This is a genomic window from Myxococcales bacterium (genome assembly GCA_012513515.1).
Classification (GTDB): Bacteria; UBA10199; UBA10199; order 2-02-FULL-44-16; family JAAZCA01; genus JAAZCA01.
In genome coordinates, this window is record JAAZCA010000008.1 from 20,172 (window position 1) to 36,219 (window position 16,048).

At 48.9% G+C, this 16,048-nt stretch carries 15 protein-coding genes and 1 pseudogene; 11 read left to right on the forward strand and 5 right to left on the reverse strand.

The features are described from left to right. Nucleotides 1-119 precede the first annotated feature (119 nt). Nucleotides 120-1,568, forward strand: coding sequence for a bifunctional metallophosphatase/5'-nucleotidase (locus tag GX659_01740; GenBank protein NLD27513.1), 1,449 nt, complete (start codon nt 120-122; stop codon nt 1,566-1,568). On the opposite strand, the gene GX659_01745 is transcribed toward GX659_01740, so the two are convergent. Together GX659_01745 and zupT are read right to left on the reverse strand one after the other, a co-directional pair. Next, on the reverse strand, nt 1,546-2,118 hold the full coding sequence (locus tag GX659_01745; GenBank protein ID NLD27514.1) for an HdeD family acid-resistance protein: 573 nt from the start codon (nt 2,116-2,118) through the stop codon (nt 1,546-1,548). The genes GX659_01740 and GX659_01745 overlap by 23 nt on opposite strands. 51 nt (nt 2,119-2,169) lie before the next feature. Then, nucleotides 2,170-2,976 (reverse strand): zinc transporter ZupT, encoded by an 807-nt coding sequence (gene zupT / locus GX659_01750; GenBank protein ID NLD27515.1) that lies wholly within the window; start codon nt 2,974-2,976, stop codon nt 2,170-2,172. A 126-nt stretch (nt 2,977-3,102) separates the two neighbouring features. Between zupT and GX659_01755 the strand changes: the two genes are divergently transcribed. Next, nucleotides 3,103-3,693, forward strand: a complete 591-nt coding sequence (locus GX659_01755; protein ID NLD27516.1) for an NAAT family transporter — start codon at nt 3,103-3,105, stop codon at nt 3,691-3,693. 11 nt (nt 3,694-3,704) lie between these two features. Here GX659_01755 and GX659_01760 read toward each other — a convergent pair whose 3' ends face one another. Further along, on the reverse strand, nt 3,705-3,878 hold the full coding sequence (locus tag GX659_01760) for a 4Fe-4S binding protein (GenBank protein NLD27517.1): 174 nt from the start codon (nt 3,876-3,878) through the stop codon (nt 3,705-3,707). 314 nt (nt 3,879-4,192) lie between these two features. Here GX659_01760 and GX659_01765 point away from each other — a divergent pair, with 314 nt between their 5' ends. The 9 genes and pseudogenes from GX659_01765 (at nt 4,193) to GX659_01805 (ending at nt 12,688) form a co-directional block, all read left to right on the forward strand. Continuing rightward, nucleotides 4,193-4,996, forward strand: a complete 804-nt coding sequence (locus tag GX659_01765; protein ID NLD27518.1) for a sulfite exporter TauE/SafE family protein — start codon at nt 4,193-4,195, stop codon at nt 4,994-4,996. Between the two features lie 40 nt (nt 4,997-5,036). Then, nucleotides 5,037-5,822, forward strand: coding sequence for an electron transfer flavoprotein subunit beta/FixA family protein (locus GX659_01770; protein ID NLD27519.1), 786 nt, complete (start codon nt 5,037-5,039; stop codon nt 5,820-5,822). 8 nt (nt 5,823-5,830) lie between these two features. After that, a complete protein-coding gene (locus tag GX659_01775; GenBank protein NLD27520.1) occupies nt 5,831-6,850 on the forward strand; it encodes an electron transfer flavoprotein subunit alpha/FixB family protein in 1,020 nt (339 codons plus the stop codon). A gap of 62 nt (nt 6,851-6,912) precedes the next feature. Then, nucleotides 6,913-7,443 (forward strand): cob(I)yrinic acid a,c-diamide adenosyltransferase, encoded by a 531-nt coding sequence (locus tag GX659_01780; protein NLD27521.1) that lies wholly within the window; start codon nt 6,913-6,915, stop codon nt 7,441-7,443. A gap of 146 nt (nt 7,444-7,589) precedes the next feature. After that, nucleotides 7,590-8,255, forward strand: coding sequence for a hypothetical protein (locus GX659_01785; protein ID NLD27522.1), 666 nt, complete (start codon nt 7,590-7,592; stop codon nt 8,253-8,255). Between the two features lies 1 nt (nt 8,256). After that, nucleotides 8,257-9,405: an aminotransferase class V-fold PLP-dependent enzyme gene (locus tag GX659_01790; GenBank protein NLD27523.1), complete on the forward strand. Its 1,149-nt coding sequence runs from the start codon at nt 8,257-8,259 to the stop codon at nt 9,403-9,405. 185 nt (nt 9,406-9,590) lie between these two features. After that, a complete protein-coding gene (locus tag GX659_01795; protein NLD27524.1) occupies nt 9,591-10,127 on the forward strand; it encodes a hypothetical protein in 537 nt (178 codons plus the stop codon). A gap of 267 nt (nt 10,128-10,394) precedes the next feature. Then, a pseudogene (locus GX659_01800) lies at nt 10,395-10,669 on the forward strand (ORF6N domain-containing protein). A gap of 114 nt (nt 10,670-10,783) precedes the next feature. Beyond that, nucleotides 10,784-12,688: an oligopeptide transporter, OPT family gene (locus tag GX659_01805; GenBank protein ID NLD27525.1), complete on the forward strand. Its 1,905-nt coding sequence runs from the start codon at nt 10,784-10,786 to the stop codon at nt 12,686-12,688. A 78-nt stretch (nt 12,689-12,766) separates the two neighbouring features. Here GX659_01805 and GX659_01810 read toward each other — a convergent pair whose 3' ends face one another. Together GX659_01810 and GX659_01815 are read right to left on the reverse strand one after the other, a co-directional pair. Next, entirely contained in the window at nt 12,767-14,179 is a 1,413-nt protein-coding gene (locus GX659_01810) for a hypothetical protein (protein NLD27526.1), read from the reverse strand. Nucleotides 14,180-14,199: 20 nt separating this feature from the next. Further along, a complete protein-coding gene (locus tag GX659_01815; protein ID NLD27527.1) occupies nt 14,200-15,561 on the reverse strand; it encodes a hypothetical protein in 1,362 nt (453 codons plus the stop codon). Nucleotides 15,562-16,048 lie beyond the last annotated feature (487 nt).

The window sequence follows — 16,048 nt, forward strand, 5'->3', positions numbered from 1 at the left end:
ATTATCAATCTGTCCCGCCGGAATTTTTTTTGAAGCTACTTGCCATTTCGCTGAACATGGAGAATATCTTTACAGAGGAATGCGGTTTAATCTGCCCCATGTCAGAGTTGGAGAAAAAAATGAGAAAAATCACGATGATTGTGGCAACCTTGGGGACCCTGTTTTTTTCGGCAGTTTCCCATGCCAAGGTATGCAAGCTGACCATTTTACATTTCAACGATATGCACGGCTATCTGGAGCCCGAGGATGATGACCTTGGCGGCGCAGCGCGCATTGCAACTCTCGTGGATAAAATCCGTGCTGAAAATATCGAAGAGGGCAGGGGGACTCTGCTATTAAATGGCGGCGATATCATATCCGGAACGATGATATCTGCTCATTTCAAAGGAGAGGCCGAATTCGAATTTTTAAACAGGCTCGATGCCGATGCTATGGTTCTCGGCAATCACGAATTTGATTTTGGCCAGGAGCCGCTTATCAATAATGCTGCGGCTGCCGAGTTTCCGGTTCTTTCCGCAAATGTTGTTCTGAAAAAAACAGGAAAGCCAGTCGTTTTGGAGAATTCGATATTCGAATTCGACGATGGCTGTTTTGCCGGGGTCTTCGGAATTACATCCGAGGACACCAAAAACCTCGCTTTGCCTTCTAACCTTGAAGGGTTAGTCTTTTTGGATGAGCTCTCCACGGCCAAAAAACAGATGACGAAGATCGCTCCTAAAAGCGATATCCAGATCGCGCTTACCCATGTGGGCGTGGCATCGGATCACCGTCTCGCCCGCGAGGTGAAAGGTTTGGAGGCCGTCATAGGCGGCCATGATCATGTCGGGGCGGAGGAATACTGTGCTGCATCTTCCTCCATTCCCATCTGTCAGACTCCCGCCAAAGGGAAATATCTCGGCAGAGTGGATATCGATGTCGAGGACGGGAAAGTCATCTCATACGATACTAAGTTATATGTAATCGACAAATCTATCGCTAAGTCGCGCAGGATGAAAAAGGCTCTTCATAGGTATTTTGCAGAGGTCAAAAAATACGGAAATGAAAAAGTTGGAAAAATCGACAAGCCGCTTGTGCGCAGCGTTGAAAGCGCCCCCGGTTCGGAAGACCTGGCCCTCCTTGCAGCCAGGGCGATTAGGGAGGTTGCCGGTTCTACGATAGGTCTCATGAACACGGGAGGTGTGAGACGCGATATTCCCGCCGGCAAGGTTAGAAAAAAAGATCTTTTCGAGGCCCTTCCCTTCGGCAATACGGTTGTGGTGGTAAGCTCGGTTACCGGCGCAGAAATTGCCGGACTGGTGGCCGGGTCGGATGAGATTAATAGGAAACAGCAGAAGAGCTTTGTTTGGGACAACCTCGAGTATTCCAAAGACGGGACATCTCTAGATATCAGGATTGGGGGAGCCCCTCTAAATATGAAGGCGCGATACGATGTAGCGACCAACAGCTTTTTGGCGCAGGGAGGCGATGGGGCTCTGATCTTCAAAGACAAACCCCAGAGGGATCTTGGCGTCACTGTTTTAGATGTCGTGATCGATGATATATCCGCTAGAACTTTTTCATCGCAATAGCGCACATCACCAGAGAGAGCCCTCCGAAGAGAAAATCTATTCCCACCATGAGGCCTATTGCCCACGCCGATGATGAGGGCCACCTCGTCCAGATCATTATTCCCAGCAATATAGCCAGCGATCCGCTTAAAAGTATCCACCCCCAATTTGGCAGCGATCTCAGCTCAAGGGAGGTGACTATTCTGAGAACTCCGCTGAGGATGAAAAATATCGCAAGAATCAGCGTAAGCGTGGCGACTCCCCGAACTGGAAAAAGAAGGAGAATGCCCCCTGCTGCCAGATAGAGAAGCGCCCCTACTATTTTGGAAAGAAACCCACTTGCCTTCCGTTCCTGATAAAGATGGATGGCTCTGATAATTCCGCTGCCCACGAATATCCATCCGAGTAAAATCTCGATGGCTATTGCAGCCGCCAGAGGCGCGGATATGGCGATGATTCCCAAGATTATGAGCAGCACGCCGACGGAGAGAAACCATTTCCAGCTGTTGTGGACCGCCTTAGTGAGGTCGCCGAATTCATAGGAGCTTTCCTGATTGCATTCGTAGGCCATATCCCCCCCCCTTAGTTTAACTACTGCGACATTCTAATGGAGTCGTGTAAATCACGCAAGCACAAGAAGGCTCGTTGCCATTACCATCATTCCGACGATGAGTCCGTAAATCGACAGGTGATGTTCGCCGTACTCTCGCGCCGCAGGGAGCAGCTCGTCCACCGATATAAACACCATTATGCCTGCGACTCCGGCGAAGGTGATCCCGAAGATCGACTGGCTCATGAAAGGCCTGAGGATAGTGTATCCTATGAGGGCCCCGAGAGGTTCGGCAAGTCCCGATAGAAAGGAATAGACGAATGCCTTGGATCTCTTGCCGGTTGCGTAATATATCGGGACTGAGACGGATATCCCCTCCGGGATATTGTGTATGGCGATGGCTATCGCTATAGCTATGCCTATCGTCGGATTTTCCAGAGCAGCTATGAAAGTGGCAAGCCCTTCGGGAAAATTGTGGATGGCTATCGCAAGCGCCATGAGTATTCCTGCGCGATGCAGCTTGTTGAACTCATTTTTTGCGCCGGAATTTTCCATCATGCTGATTTTTTGAACTTCGTGGGGATTTTCTTCGCTGGGGATCAGCTTGTCTATTATGGCTATCAGGAACATCCCTGCAAAAAAAGATGCAACGGTCAGCCAGTATCCTGTTTTTTCTCCCATTTCGGCGGAGAGGCTCTCCCTCGCCTTGGAGAAGATTTCGACCAGTGAGATGTAGATCATGACGCCTGCGGAGAAACCGAGGGTGATGGCGAGAAATTTTTTGTTAACGCCCTTGCTTATAAAGGCGATCAGGCTTCCTATGCCTGTTGCGAGTCCGGCGAACAGCGTCAGTCCGAAGGCTATCCATACGTTCCCCATCTCCATTTAGACACCTCGTTTCTTTTTTGCTCCGGAATCGGTTTTATCATAGATACGCCGCCGCTGCGATAGCATTTTGAAAGAGATCGTCAAACGTGCTATCATCTGCCGGCCTATGGAGGGATCATGACCATACTGTCCGCGACTATACTTTTACTGCTCGTTCTCGATCCTCTGGGGAATATCCCGCTCTTCATCTCTGCGCTCAGCAAGGTCCCCAAACGAAAGAGGGTTAGGATAATACTCAGGGAATCACTCATAGCCCTCTTAGTGCTGATCTTTTTTCTCTTTTTCGGGAAGCAGATACTGACGACGCTTTATATCGATGAGCCATCACTTGGAATCGCAGGTGGAGTCATATTATTCCTGATAGCAATAAGGATGATATTCCCTGTAGAAAACGTCGTTTCGGATGATAACGAGGAGCCCTTCATAGTTCCGTTGGCCATTCCACTCATAGCCGGACCTTCGGCCATCGCTACGGTTTTGCTTTTTACCGCGAAAGAACCTCAGATGTGGGGAAAATGGCTGGTCGCGGTTTGCGGAGCGTGGGCGATTTCCACGGTGATCTTGTCGGCGTCGTCGGTGTTTAACAGGTTTCTCGGCGGGCGCGGATTGGCGGCCATGGAAAGGCTGATGGGAATGATACTGGCCACCATATCAGTACAGATGCTCATGACTGGAATAGCACAATTTTTGGCGCAGTATCGAAGCTGATTTTTCAACGGTCATTCAGCCGCTTTGATGGCATCAACCGGGCATTGGTCGAGGCAGGCGCCGCAGTCAGTGCATTTTTCAGGGTCGATTACCCTCCTGTCGTCCTGTTCGCTGATTGCTTCAACCGGACATACCGGGTCGCACGCGCCGCAGTTGATACATTCATCACTGACTTTGTGAGCCATTTTAACCTCCGTTATTTGGTCATCGGGCCGGTACTTACACGAAAGCGCCATTATATGCAATTGCTTTTGGCGATTTGCGACAGCCTATGAACTTCTTACGCTTTTTGGAGTTCTCCGGTTTTGCTCCTGGCTATATATTATTACAGCAAAGCCCACTCTGCCTCGTGCCTTATCGCGTTTATTATCCGGTTGAGGAGAAAGCCTAGGAGCGCACCGAGCGCTAGACTGAGAGCGGTGGGTGAGAACTTTTCTATTTCCATTCAGCTCATTTGCTATGGCAAAAAGGACGCTTTGGCGATATAAGCCGAATTTGCATGACCGCTGCATCCTACATAGCCATGGCGATCTCTCTATCAATCGTTGCCGCGCTGGCGTCTATGCTGGGCATAGGCGGCGGTTCTCTGAACACGCCCGTGCAGGTTTTTTTCGGCTACCCGATACACGGCTCTGCGGCCAACAGCCTTCTGTTTATAGCGGTGCTCTCAACAGGGGCGACTCTGATATACGGGCGCAGCGGCAAGATAGATTGGAAACTCGCCATGGTATTGGTGACCTTTAACTTCGCCGGAGGTTTCCTCGGTGGGTATTTTGCCGGGAATATTTCCGGGAGAGAACTTACTGCAATTCTTGCCGCGGTTGTATTTTTGTCCGGCTTGTCGATGATGGTAAGTTCCTTTTTGAAGCCGCGCAGGAGCCTAGCAAAAAACGGTGTTTTCATCTGGAAGCGAAGGCTTGGCAGCGAGGAATATTATATAAATCTGCTTGCGGCTTTTCCGCTTTCCTTCGCTGCCGGTGCAGCCAGCGGCTTGGTAGGCATAGGTGGAGGGATGGTCACCGTGCCGATGCTCGCTATCCTCTTTGCGGTTCCCGTCGATATCGCCATAGGTACCAGCGCACTGATGGTCGGCATAACGGCCGTTGGCGGCCTTATCGGTCATATCGTTGCGGGAGGCTGGGTCGTTCTGCCAGCGATCGGGCTTCTGCCCGGCATTATAATCGGTTCGATAGCAGGCGCAAAACTGATGCTCCATATCTCAAAAAATACGCTTAAAAGAATATTCGGGATTTCGCTGATCTTCATCGCGATAATTTTGGTTAAGGAAATTTTTAAGCAGTGACTGCTTGATTTCGTCTCCTCTTCCTGCGATGTCATTGTCCGTGCGCATAATAGTTACTATAAAGCAGGTTCCTTCATCAAATGATGTGAGGGTGGATCCCGTAAGCGGGACTATCATCAGGGAGGGGCTCCCCTCTGTCATCAACCCGGAGGATAAAAACGCCCTCGAGCTGGCCCTTTGCCTGCGCGAATCAGTCGGAGCCGAAGTTGTGGCTCTTTCAATGGGGCCCACTCAGGCCAGGCGTGCGCTTTGCGAGGCGATGGCGATAGGGGCTGACAGGGGAATTTTACTCTGCGATAAAAAATTCGCCGGAGCCGACACCTGGGCGACGGCCTATTCGCTTTCATGCGCCGTTAAAAAACTTGCCCCGTTTGACCTGATTTTGTGCGGCAGGCAGGCTATCGACGGAGATACCGCACAGACAGGGCCGCAGCTCTCCGAATTTCTGGGGATTCCTCAGGCGACGTGCGTTGAGAAGCTTGAGCTGCACGATGGTTTTGCAATAGCGTCATCGGACTTTGGAGATGTCATAAGAAGGCTTCAGTTTGACCTCCCCGCGCTTGTGACCGTCACCAAAAATGCGAATTTTCCGCGGTATGCCAGCATTTCAGGTATCGCTGGGGCGTGCGGGTCCGAAAAAATAGAGGTTTGGAACGCGGCAGATGTTGGCGCCGATCCTTCAATGATAGGCCTTTCCGGCTCTCCCACCAGAGTGAAAAAAATGTTTTCTCCGCGACTTGGAAGAGAGGGGAGGGTGTGTGACGGTTCCCCCTCGGAATTGGCCGGCAAAATTTTTTCGGCCTTGCTGGAGAGGAAGATTTTATGAACCAGCAGATGCGGAAGGATGTTTGCGGAGCCGCGGCTCCCATAGCCATATTTGTTGAGGCTTCATCCTGCGGAATAAGCAGGGTTGTCCTCGAGCTGATTTCGAAAGCGACGGAGATCGCTTCAAAGTCCCCTCGTGAAATAGTCGCTTTTTTCCCCTGTTTTCGTAATGCCGATTTGGCATCGGAGCTGGCAGAGGCCGGCGCCGACAGGGTTATCGTAGCGAAAGATCCGCTATTCGATACGTACGAAACCGGATGCTACGCGTCAGCGGTATCCGCGATGGCGAGGTCCACCCTCCCGGATATCCTGCTGTTTGGAGCGACTCCCTTGGGGCGCGATCTTGCTCCTAGAGTGGCGAATAGGCTTGTCACAGGGCTTACCGCCGATTGTACGGCGCTTGATTTTGACACGGAGGAGGGGTTGCTCCTTCAGACGCGCCCGGCATTTGGTGGAAATGTCATGGCCACCATAGTATGTCCAAAGCACAGACCGCAGATGGCTACCGTCAGGCCCGGGGCGATGCCTTTGTCAGCTGCGAAAAAGTATAAGCGCGTCGGAAAGATAGAATTTTTCGACGCAAAAATTTCACCGGTCAATGTCATGAGCCGCATACTGGATATAACCAGAAAGGATGTTGTAGAGGCAGGGCTTGAATCTGCAAAGATAGTCGTGTCGGGCGGGCGCGGCATGAAAGGGGTAGAGGGTTTTGAAATCCTAAAGGAGCTCGCTTCTTTGATCGGGGCTAGGCTCGGCGCATCGCGCGCGGCTGTCGATTCAGGCTGGATTTCCCACGAGCATCAGGTCGGGCAGACGGGGCATTCGACGCATCCTGATATCTACGTAGCTTGCGGCATTTCAGGAGCGATCCAGCACATATCCGGGATGGGCGGTTCAAAATTCATAATCGCCATAAACAAAGATCGCAACGCTCCTATTCATGATGTGGCCGACCTGTCGATAGTGGGCGACATCTTCAAAGTCATTCCGAAGCTGATCGAGATGATAAAGGAACAGCCAAAGTCTTAAATTTTATGATGATCCAAATGGTTTTTATTTCTCGAGTATGAATATTTACACAGGGGGTTGTGATGGCTCTTTCTAAAGGGTACATTCAGTTATACACCGGGGACGGCAAGGGCAAGTCCACCGCGGCCTTGGGGCTCGCGATGAGGGCGGTGGCGCGAGGACTTTCGGTTCACATGATTCAATTTATGAAAAATGATCCGGGCTCTGCAGAGGCGACTCTTGCACGGGCTCATAAAAATCTTTTTAGGGTCGATCAAGCTGGCCGTAAAAATTTTGTCGATAAGAAAAACCCTGATCCGGGCGACATCGCTGCAGCGCAAAATGGTTTTTCGATTGCACGGGATGCTATATTAAAGTCTTCGGCAGACATGATTATCCTCGACGAGATAAATGTCGCCGTCGATTTCGGACTCATATCGCTGCGTGATCTGTTTGCCGTTTTGGATATGAAACCTGAAAATGTAGAAATCGTACTTACAGGTCGCGGTGCTCCTGATGAGCTTAAGGAGCGTGCGGATCTTGTCACGGAGATGCGCGAGGTCAAGCACTACTACGCCATCGGCGTCGATGCGCGAGAAGGCATAGAATTTTGAATGCAGAGTTAAGGATTGAGATGCAAGGATTAAGGATAACGCTTGGAATGAGATTCCTGCCTAGTACCGCGGGGATCCGGTAACGACGGTGACGATTGAATATGGAACATATGCCAACGTGTTCCACGGAAAAAAAGGAGCAGGAGATGTCAATATTTATAGACTCAGCGATTAAGTCGGAAGTGATCAGGGCTCTTGAAATGGGATACGTCGCCGGAGTGACTACGAATCCACTTCTCATGGCAAAGCAGCCGCTTCAATGGAGAAAAGCGCTCTCGGATATATGCGATATCTGTCGGGGACCGGTGTATTACCAGATCGATACGACGGAAGAGCGCGATTTCGAGTCGGCGGCTATGGAGATAGCCATGATATCCAGAGGGCAGGTCATAATAAAACTTCCGGCTTCGCCGGCGTATTTCAAGCTCGCATCAAAAATATCTGACAAGGTCGATTGCTGCATGACTGCGGTTTACAGTGATGCACAGCTTATTGCCGCGGCCGCCGCAGGTGCTAAGCACGTAGCAGTTTATGTAAGCCGGATCTCTAAATTTCATGCTGCAGGCGATCCCTTATCTCCGGTCGATGGAATATCAGCGATAGAGTCGATGCGAAATGCAATCGACAGGTCTTCACTGGATCTCAGGATATTGGCTGCGAGCCTCAAAAGTTCCGCGGAATGCTCTGAGGCGATGGCTGCCGGAGCGCATGACATTACTGCATCGGCGGATGTGCTCGGCGCTTTGGCTGAGCATCCTCTTTCAGAGAAGGCCCTGAACGATTTTGAATCGGCGATCAGAAATAGGAACTGACATGACGGACTGGAAAAAGATCAGAAAAGATTTTCCCGCCGCTGAAAATGTCGTCTATTTTGTCAGTGCCGGAATGTCTCCCATCCCGACTCCTGTTTTCGAGCGCATGGTTTCGGAATATCGTAAATTGAATCAGCATGGCGACGTCGGTTGGCAGGAGGATATCGCAAAGAAACGCGAACTTTACGCAGGCGTAGGCAAGCTCATCAACGCAAAGCCTGGCGATATGGCGTTCATGCAGAATACCTCCCTCTCGATGTCGATGATAGCCTTGTCGCTGAAAAACAATGCTTGCAAAAAATACAATGTGGTTTCGATGCTCGATGAATTTCCAGCTACTACCGTCCCTTTTGAATATATCGGAACCGAGATGAAATATGTTTCACCGGTTTCATCCAGGTATTCCATCGAATCAATCCTCTCGCTCGTCGATGAAGATACCATGGCGGTCGTTACATCATATGTTCAATATGCGACAGGATTTCGTCAGGATCTGGCAAAGCTCGGCGCAGAACTGAAGAAAAGAAACATTCTCTTCATAGTGAATGCTACGCAGGGGTTTCCTATCTTTCCGATAGATGTCGAGAGAATGCACATAGATGCCATGAGCGCGTCACTTCATAAATGGGGGATGGCGGGGCTTGTTGGGGCGATATTCTACACCTCTGAAAAGTTTCGCGAAAGGTTTCCGACTCCGATAGCCGGATGGCTCTCTGTTCATCCGGACGAGGGGGATTTCATATACACCGAAAAAAACGCCCATCCTGAAATTTATGACTCGGCGGCGCAGTTCGATATAGGCAGTTCAAATCTTCAGGGCATAAATTCATTCGGTGCGGCCTTTGAATACATGAGTTCGATAGACTTTGGTCGGATGCGCGAGAGGATATTTAGCCTTTCCGACATCCTGATAAGAGGGCTTTCCAAGCTTCCGGTGAGGATAGTATCTCCAGTCGCAGACCCCGATGAAAGGTCTGCTAGCACATCTTTTTCAGTTGGAGAGAAAAGCAAAGAGCTGGTCTCATACCTCAGCAACAGGAAAATCTTAGTGTCCTACAGAGGCGGCAACATCCGCGTCGCTATAAATATCTTCAACGATGAAGGGGATATCGAAAAGCTGCTCGATGCTGTGGGTGATTTTATAAGATGAAGGAGCGGCGGCCACTTGCCATGGACAATTGGCCATCGAATAAAACCATCGATCGCAGCTGGTCAATGGTCTATGGTCCATTGTCAATCGTCACGAGTTACGAGTAACCAGTCACGGTTTTTACCAAGTGGGTTGTCATTTGTTCAGAATATGATAGGCTAAACGGCAACAAGACAGGGGGGATCATGAAATCCATAATTTTCTTTTCGACCGCCGTTCTTCTGTATCTGCTTTTATTTCCCGCAAATCTTTTGGCCCAAAATGCAGGGTGTATGTGTCCATGCGACTGTTCTGTCTCCGGTGCGGTTGGAAGAGTTGCCCCTTTGGCTCCTTCCGGCGGATCTTCCTACGAGGGAGGGGATACGCGTTCTGCTCCTGTAAATCCTATGTACGCTCCGCCGCCAGCCCCGTCGTCGGCGTCCCTGCCTCCGCCTCCAACCCCCGCCCCTCCATCCTCGGGGGCGCAATATACCGGCCGTCATTCAGACCTTCCATCCGGATGGGATGAGCCCGTGGCCCTTCCTCCGGGAACCATAAGAATAGAGGATCTTCCGTCGCGCTATGGCGCTGGTGCGGGATCAGCTCAGGCTGCTTCTCAAACCATGCAGGCTCCGGCTGCAACAGCAGCTCCTTACGCGCCGATACCCCCTGCTGATGTTGAAGATATGACCGCTTCGCCGTCAGGCGGTGCCAAGAAACCTCCTTCAAGATGGGGACACTGATCCATATCTTGAATATCGATTGATCATTCCGGGGACATGTATCTGTACGTGTCCCCGGAGTCTTAATATCCATAAATTCCATTGTTCTCTAAGATGTTTTTTGTATCTGTCATCATAACCGATTTTAAGGTTCAGCTTGGCGGTGCAGCTGCCAAATATCTTGCATTGTGAACGGGCGCTGAAATAGTTTCATATAGAGATATGTGTATACATATCAAAGATATACAGTCTTGACATTCCAATTTGGAATATCAAATTGAGGGTGATATGTCACAAACCACATTGATCGCTCCGGAGAAGATCGAAAGAAAAATCTGTTTTATTCGGGAGCAAAAGGTCATGTTGGATAGAGATTTGGCTGAGTTGTACGAAGTCGAGACTTTCAATCTCAACAAGGCTGTGAAACGTAATATCGAAAGGTTTCCAGCTCATTTCATGTTTCAATTAACAGAGTCTGAATTCAGGAAATTAAAACTGAGATCTCCAATTCGATATGGGGTGGCCGTCGGATGCTTCCATATGCATTTACCGATAAGGGGTGATTGATGTTTATCATTGTTAATAAATTGAGACTTTGCTAGCCCATCGACATCTATTAAATTTCTGGACGTCAGTCCCCGGAATTTTAATAAACATATCTATCAAGGAGGATTTCGATGCAGGAATTCAAACCCTATGTTCAGGCAGATACCCATCTGAAAGATTTTTCCCTCAAATCCATCGTTATAGGTGTTCTCCTAGGGATTCTCTTTGGATCGGCCAATGCGTATCTAGGCTTGAGAGTCGGGCTTACCATATCGACCTCCATCCCTCTTGCGGTGATAGCAGTGGCATTTTTCCGAATGATGAGACCGATATTCGGGCACACCGGAATACTCGAGGCTAACATCGTCAACACGACTGGTTCGGCCTCATCTTCGCTGGCATCGGGAGTCATCTTTACGATCCCCGCATTGTTTCTATGGGGATTTTCACCCTCTATTTTTCAGATAGGAACTCTGGCCCTCTTCGGAGGGGTCCTCGGAGTTCTCTTCATGATTCCGCTTCGCAGGTTTTTGATAGTCAAGGAGCATGAAAATCTTCCCTATCCGGAAGGAACAGCTTCAGCACAGGTTCTTATAGCTGCGGAGGCCGGCGGCACGCATGCCAAGAGCGTATTTCTAGGCCTCGGCGTCGGCGCTATCTACAAGGCGATTCTAGGCTTTTTGAAGGTGATATCTGCGCATGTTTCGGTTGCGATCCCCGTTTTGCGAAAGGCTGTGATAGGGCTTGAGACCTCGCCCGCGCTTCTTGGCGTCGGATTCATCCTTAATTACAAAATAGCTTCTGTGATGGTGGCCGGCGGCCTCCTCTCCTGGGTCGTTCTAATCCCGCTTATTGCCACGTTCGGCGAGGGGTTTACGGTCCCATTTTTTCCGGAGATGGTGAAACCTATTATAGAGATGTCGCCGGATGAAATCTGGACGAGATATATCAGATATATCGGCGCGGGGGCGGTGGCGTTTGCGGGAATAATAACGGTGCTCAAGTCTATTCCGACGATGTACGCATCTCTGAAGGTAGGGCTTGCGGAACTTACCAAACGCGGCAGCTTGAGAGAAAGTCAGCTTAGAACCGACCGCGATCTTCCGATGATAATCGTATTCGGCGGCGCTCTTCTCGTAATAATAGCTATCGCTGCGATGCCGCATATCATAGGTGCCGGAGGAGGTATAATTATAAGAATTCTTTCTGCGATATGCATCGCAGCCTTCGCATTTCTCTTCGTCACAGTGAGTTCCCGCATCGTGGGGATGGTTGGTGTTACATCCAACCCTACATCGGGGATGACGATAGTGGCGCTGCTTGGCACCTCGTTTCTCTTTGCTCTTCTCGGTTGGACGGATGACTCCGCAAAGGCTGCAGCCCTGACGGTCGGAACGGTCGTGGCGGTGGCCGCTTCCATAGCAGGGGATATTTCGCAGGATCTGAAAACCGGATATATCATTGGAGCGACTCCTGCCAAACAGCAGTTTTCGGAAATCTTCGGTGCGGTATGCTCCGCGTTTTTCATCGCCGCAGCGGTATGGCTTCTCGGCGAGGCGTTTACGTTCGGTTCCGCAGAGCTTCCGGCTCCGCAAGCGACTCTTATGAAGACGGTGGTGGAAGGGGTTCTACAGGGAAATCTTCCGTGGGGGCTTGTATTCATAGGTGCGGCGATATCGCTCGTGGCCGAGCTCGTCGGATTGAAATCTCTGGCCTTCGCAGTTGGAATTTACCTTCCCCTCTCGACGATGATGCCTGTATTTATCGGAGGAGTTATCAGAAGGGTCGTCGATTATATCAGGTGCAAGAAGGAGAGCCTCGCCGAAGATGCCAAGGATCAGGGGCTGCTGTTTAGCTCCGGCCTCATCGCCGGCGAAGGGATCATGGGAGTTGCGATAGCCTTCTACGCATTCTTCCTCGGAAAGCCGAAGGGGATCGGGTTTGAATTGACGGGGGCTTCAGGCCAGATCGCCTCCTTTGCGATATTCATGGCGCTCGCTCTATTCATATTCAGGATGGCGCGCAAAAAGGCGTGATTAACAACCGTGACTCGTAACTTGCAAATAAAAAACCCCCGCCATCGGCGGAGGGTTTTTGCGTGCGATATTTGATCGCTATTCTACCGATATGAACATCCATCTGCCAAATAGCTTCTCGGGAGTATCGATATAGAGCGTCGATGAATGATCCATTATAGATTGTATCCACGCTATCGGAGGTGTTATTGGTTCTTTATCGAGTTCTATGTATTGAAAAATCCTCTGTTCATGGTTGCTAAGATTTTCATTTTCCTTGATGTCTTCCTTTACTAATACGCCTTGTTCATCAAAAGTCGGTACGATATGAAACTTCTTTTTATTATCCCATTCAGATACGGCGACTGGCCTCCCTTCAGGGGAATATCCGGCCTCTAGAACTGTTTCAACTTTGTCCGATGTTAATAATGTTGTTATTTTGGAGAGTCTGGTTTCTTCATCATAGTGGATAACGTTGACTATATCATTTACCTTAAGGTAGCCATCTGCGAATTGAACCGGAAGCCCTGAGTCGCTGAATTCTACCCACTGTTCTCGAGGTGGTATCTTTAGCGGTGGCGTCAGCGTGCCGCTTCCGGTGCAGATGTCGCACATATGGAGTTCTCGAGGTGGTATCTTTAGCGGTGGCGTCAGCGGTTTAATATCGATTGGTACAGTCCTGTCAATATACAGGTTGTCGCTGGATTCTACTTGGTATTGAGGCCTCGATGTTTTCCCGTTGGGTAGTTTGGGTAGTAATGACTCCTTTGGAATACGCAGTTCAATTAAATTATTATCACGAATACCTGTCCCTAGTAGGGGGCGGAATATATAAGGAGGGTCTACTACAGCTAATGCATCTATACTGTTGCCTTGGAGTACATGACCGGATATCCCCTGCGTGGCTTTCTCGTCTGAATTGAAAACCGCAATAAGTTTTTTTACCATCGCATTTTCAGAGGCCTCCGTAAATTCCGGTCTATAAGTTATTTTGGTAATAGTTTTTCCTTCGCTGTCTTGTGCTTCTTTTTTCTCAATCACTCCTTCTCTGCCGTAGGTCAATAGTACCTTTTTTGTGAGAGTATCTTCTGGGCCGACATGGTGACTTACAGTTACTGGCCTGTTCTCTGTGTCGTACTCAAACTTTATTCCTTCGACTGGAGACAGTGTTTCATCGCCTCTTTCACCTAAACTCTCCTTGGCGGCGACAAGACGTCCTTCCTCATCGTATGAGATCTCAATTGCACCATGCAATATATTCTTTGATGCGTCGAGAGTGTAGTAATCTATCCTGCTCAGAGCTTTGTGTTTTTGGGGAGGTGGAGGCACTATCCTGCTTAGACATACTCCACCTGTACAGACGAGATCGCTGTCGCAGGGTGGGTCGCTGTCGCGGCAGGACTGGTTTAGTCCGCCGACGCCGTCTAAAATTATATTGTCTAATCCATCCTGACAGGCGGTAAACGACAGGGCCATCGTGATCGCCATCATTCCTAGAAATATCTTTTTCATACCATCCTCCTGAGTTCGAATTAGTTACTCTTTTGAGATATAGCTAGCAATTGACAATAACTAATAAGGTCCACACTTTCAGTAAGGCCATCCCATCTCCCAAATATCAAAGCTGGTTCATCTACACCATAGAGCGTAGTGGTAGGGAACATGCTTGTGCTTATCTTATTGATCGGCGGCATTATGGGTTCAACATCACTATACGTATATTCGTACGTTATAGTCTTTTTTTCACTTATGCCATCGGGTGATGGACGACAGGCACCATCGAAGGAGGTTAGCTCTTCCTCAAGGATTGCGCCGCTCGAATTCCTCTTGACGACCTTTAAGATTTTGCATTTAGACTTGAGGTCTATCCCTCCAGTACTGATATCATATGTTTTAACCGTTAACTGGGTTGTTTTGTCAGTTAGTGTCCCATCTTTTGATGATCTATTGAAAATAGTGTGTGAGGTAGTTCGGTTGATCGAGTCTGCAGTAGGGTTATTGTCTGGTTCAGGGATAGATAAAATACTTGAGAGCCTCATATCATCATCATATTTGTATTCGGATATCATCTTACTAGGTATTCCGAATAACAGCGGAACACCGCTGGCTAAGCTATAGTATGAATCTTTTTTAGGAAATCCTTCGCTATTATACTCGATGGTTCTTTCGAAAAAATTTTTTGGTGTGTCGGTATTGGTCGTACCACACCCATCAGTTATGGCCCCCATTAAATCTTGATCGGAACCTCCTTTGCTCGGCCCCATTTCTACCCAGTTGTTATCTTTATTGCGGTAATACAAATGCCATGTCGCGACTCCATTCTGGTAGGTCACTGAAATTTTTCTGTAAGGCCCATGAGTTTGATGATTAAAAATAACCTCATGGAGTTTCCCATCTTCATAATAACTGTACGCTAGCTTCCCTATCCCTTTCTCAATCATTTTCACATCCCCGTTTGTATCTTCAAATGAATGTTCGAGATAACTCTCTATCTCCTTTATTCTATCGTTATCATAATATGTAAAATTCATCTGCGATATTTTCAATCCGGATCGGGGGTCCGCTGGTAGTCGGCTTAGGTCAGTTTTTATTAGCCTACCACTAGCATCGTAATTAAAAGTTATGACATCCCTGTAATGAGGGTTTGGGATTTCTCTGCCGTTTCCATCATAATGACGACTACTGCCAAATGTAACGCTTTTGAGAGAGAGATATTTTCCAGGCTCTGGTGACGGTGGGGTAACGGGGGAACCTGCCTCACCTGCTTCACCTACCTCACTTACTTCACCCACCTCATCTGCGCTACCAAGGAACAGGCCGTTGATACGATCGTGACAGGCGGCAAATGACAGGACGATCGTGATCGCCATCATTCCCAGAAATATCTTTTTCATATCAGCCTCCTGAGTTAAACTCCATACGTCGAATAAAGCAAAATCGATGCCACCCTAAAACAGGGCGGATTGCAGCATCTTAACCCTTGATTATTCTATGCTTTTTTGTATGAATGCGCATCTGGGCTCTTTCTCAATTTGGTATTATGCGAATCGGGGCTATCCCTTGGTCAAAAAAATGGCAAATGCAGGCAGATAGTCGTTTCCAGCTCATTATACCGACATACCGTTTTTGGGGTGAAAAGTAAAGGGACTAGCGATTGCCTACAACTCCTCCTGATGCGAGTGGGATATGGAAATAAATTTTGTTTTAAGGAACCTCTGAAAAGCTAGCTACAACAATAACTTCGACCATGGACAATTGACCATCGACCAAAACATCAAGAAGCTAGAATCTAGAAGTGAGAAGCGAGATTTCTACAGGCGAGGTTTTTCTAGCTTCTAGCCTCTCGCTTCTAGCTTCTGTTTTTCCCAGTCACGGTCGTTG

What these genes read in the sequence shown, in the direction of transcription:
- GX659_01740 (NLD27513.1), top strand. Translation starts at nt 120, where the DNA reads ATGAGAAAAATCACGATGATTGTGGCAACCTTGGGGACCCTGTTTTTT.
- GX659_01745 (NLD27514.1), bottom strand. Translation starts at nt 2,118, where the DNA reads ATGGCCTACGAATGCAATCAGGAAAGCTCCTATGAATTCGGCGACCTC.
- zupT (NLD27515.1), bottom strand. Translation starts at nt 2,976, where the DNA reads ATGGGGAACGTATGGATAGCCTTCGGACTGACGCTGTTCGCCGGACTC.
- GX659_01755 (NLD27516.1), top strand. Translation starts at nt 3,103, where the DNA reads ATGACCATACTGTCCGCGACTATACTTTTACTGCTCGTTCTCGATCCT.
- GX659_01760 (NLD27517.1), bottom strand. Translation starts at nt 3,878, where the DNA reads ATGGCTCACAAAGTCAGTGATGAATGTATCAACTGCGGCGCGTGCGAC.
- GX659_01765 (NLD27518.1), top strand. Translation starts at nt 4,193, where the DNA reads ATGACCGCTGCATCCTACATAGCCATGGCGATCTCTCTATCAATCGTT.
- GX659_01775 (NLD27520.1), top strand. Translation starts at nt 5,831, where the DNA reads ATGCGGAAGGATGTTTGCGGAGCCGCGGCTCCCATAGCCATATTTGTT.
- GX659_01780 (NLD27521.1), top strand. Translation starts at nt 6,913, where the DNA reads ATGGCTCTTTCTAAAGGGTACATTCAGTTATACACCGGGGACGGCAAG.
- GX659_01785 (NLD27522.1), top strand. Translation starts at nt 7,590, where the DNA reads ATGTCAATATTTATAGACTCAGCGATTAAGTCGGAAGTGATCAGGGCT.
- GX659_01790 (NLD27523.1), top strand. Translation starts at nt 8,257, where the DNA reads ATGACGGACTGGAAAAAGATCAGAAAAGATTTTCCCGCCGCTGAAAAT.
- GX659_01795 (NLD27524.1), top strand. Translation starts at nt 9,591, where the DNA reads ATGAAATCCATAATTTTCTTTTCGACCGCCGTTCTTCTGTATCTGCTT.
- GX659_01805 (NLD27525.1), top strand. Translation starts at nt 10,784, where the DNA reads ATGCAGGAATTCAAACCCTATGTTCAGGCAGATACCCATCTGAAAGAT.
- GX659_01810 (NLD27526.1), bottom strand. Translation starts at nt 14,179, where the DNA reads ATGAAAAAGATATTTCTAGGAATGATGGCGATCACGATGGCCCTGTCG.
- GX659_01815 (NLD27527.1), bottom strand. Translation starts at nt 15,561, where the DNA reads ATGAAAAAGATATTTCTGGGAATGATGGCGATCACGATCGTCCTGTCA.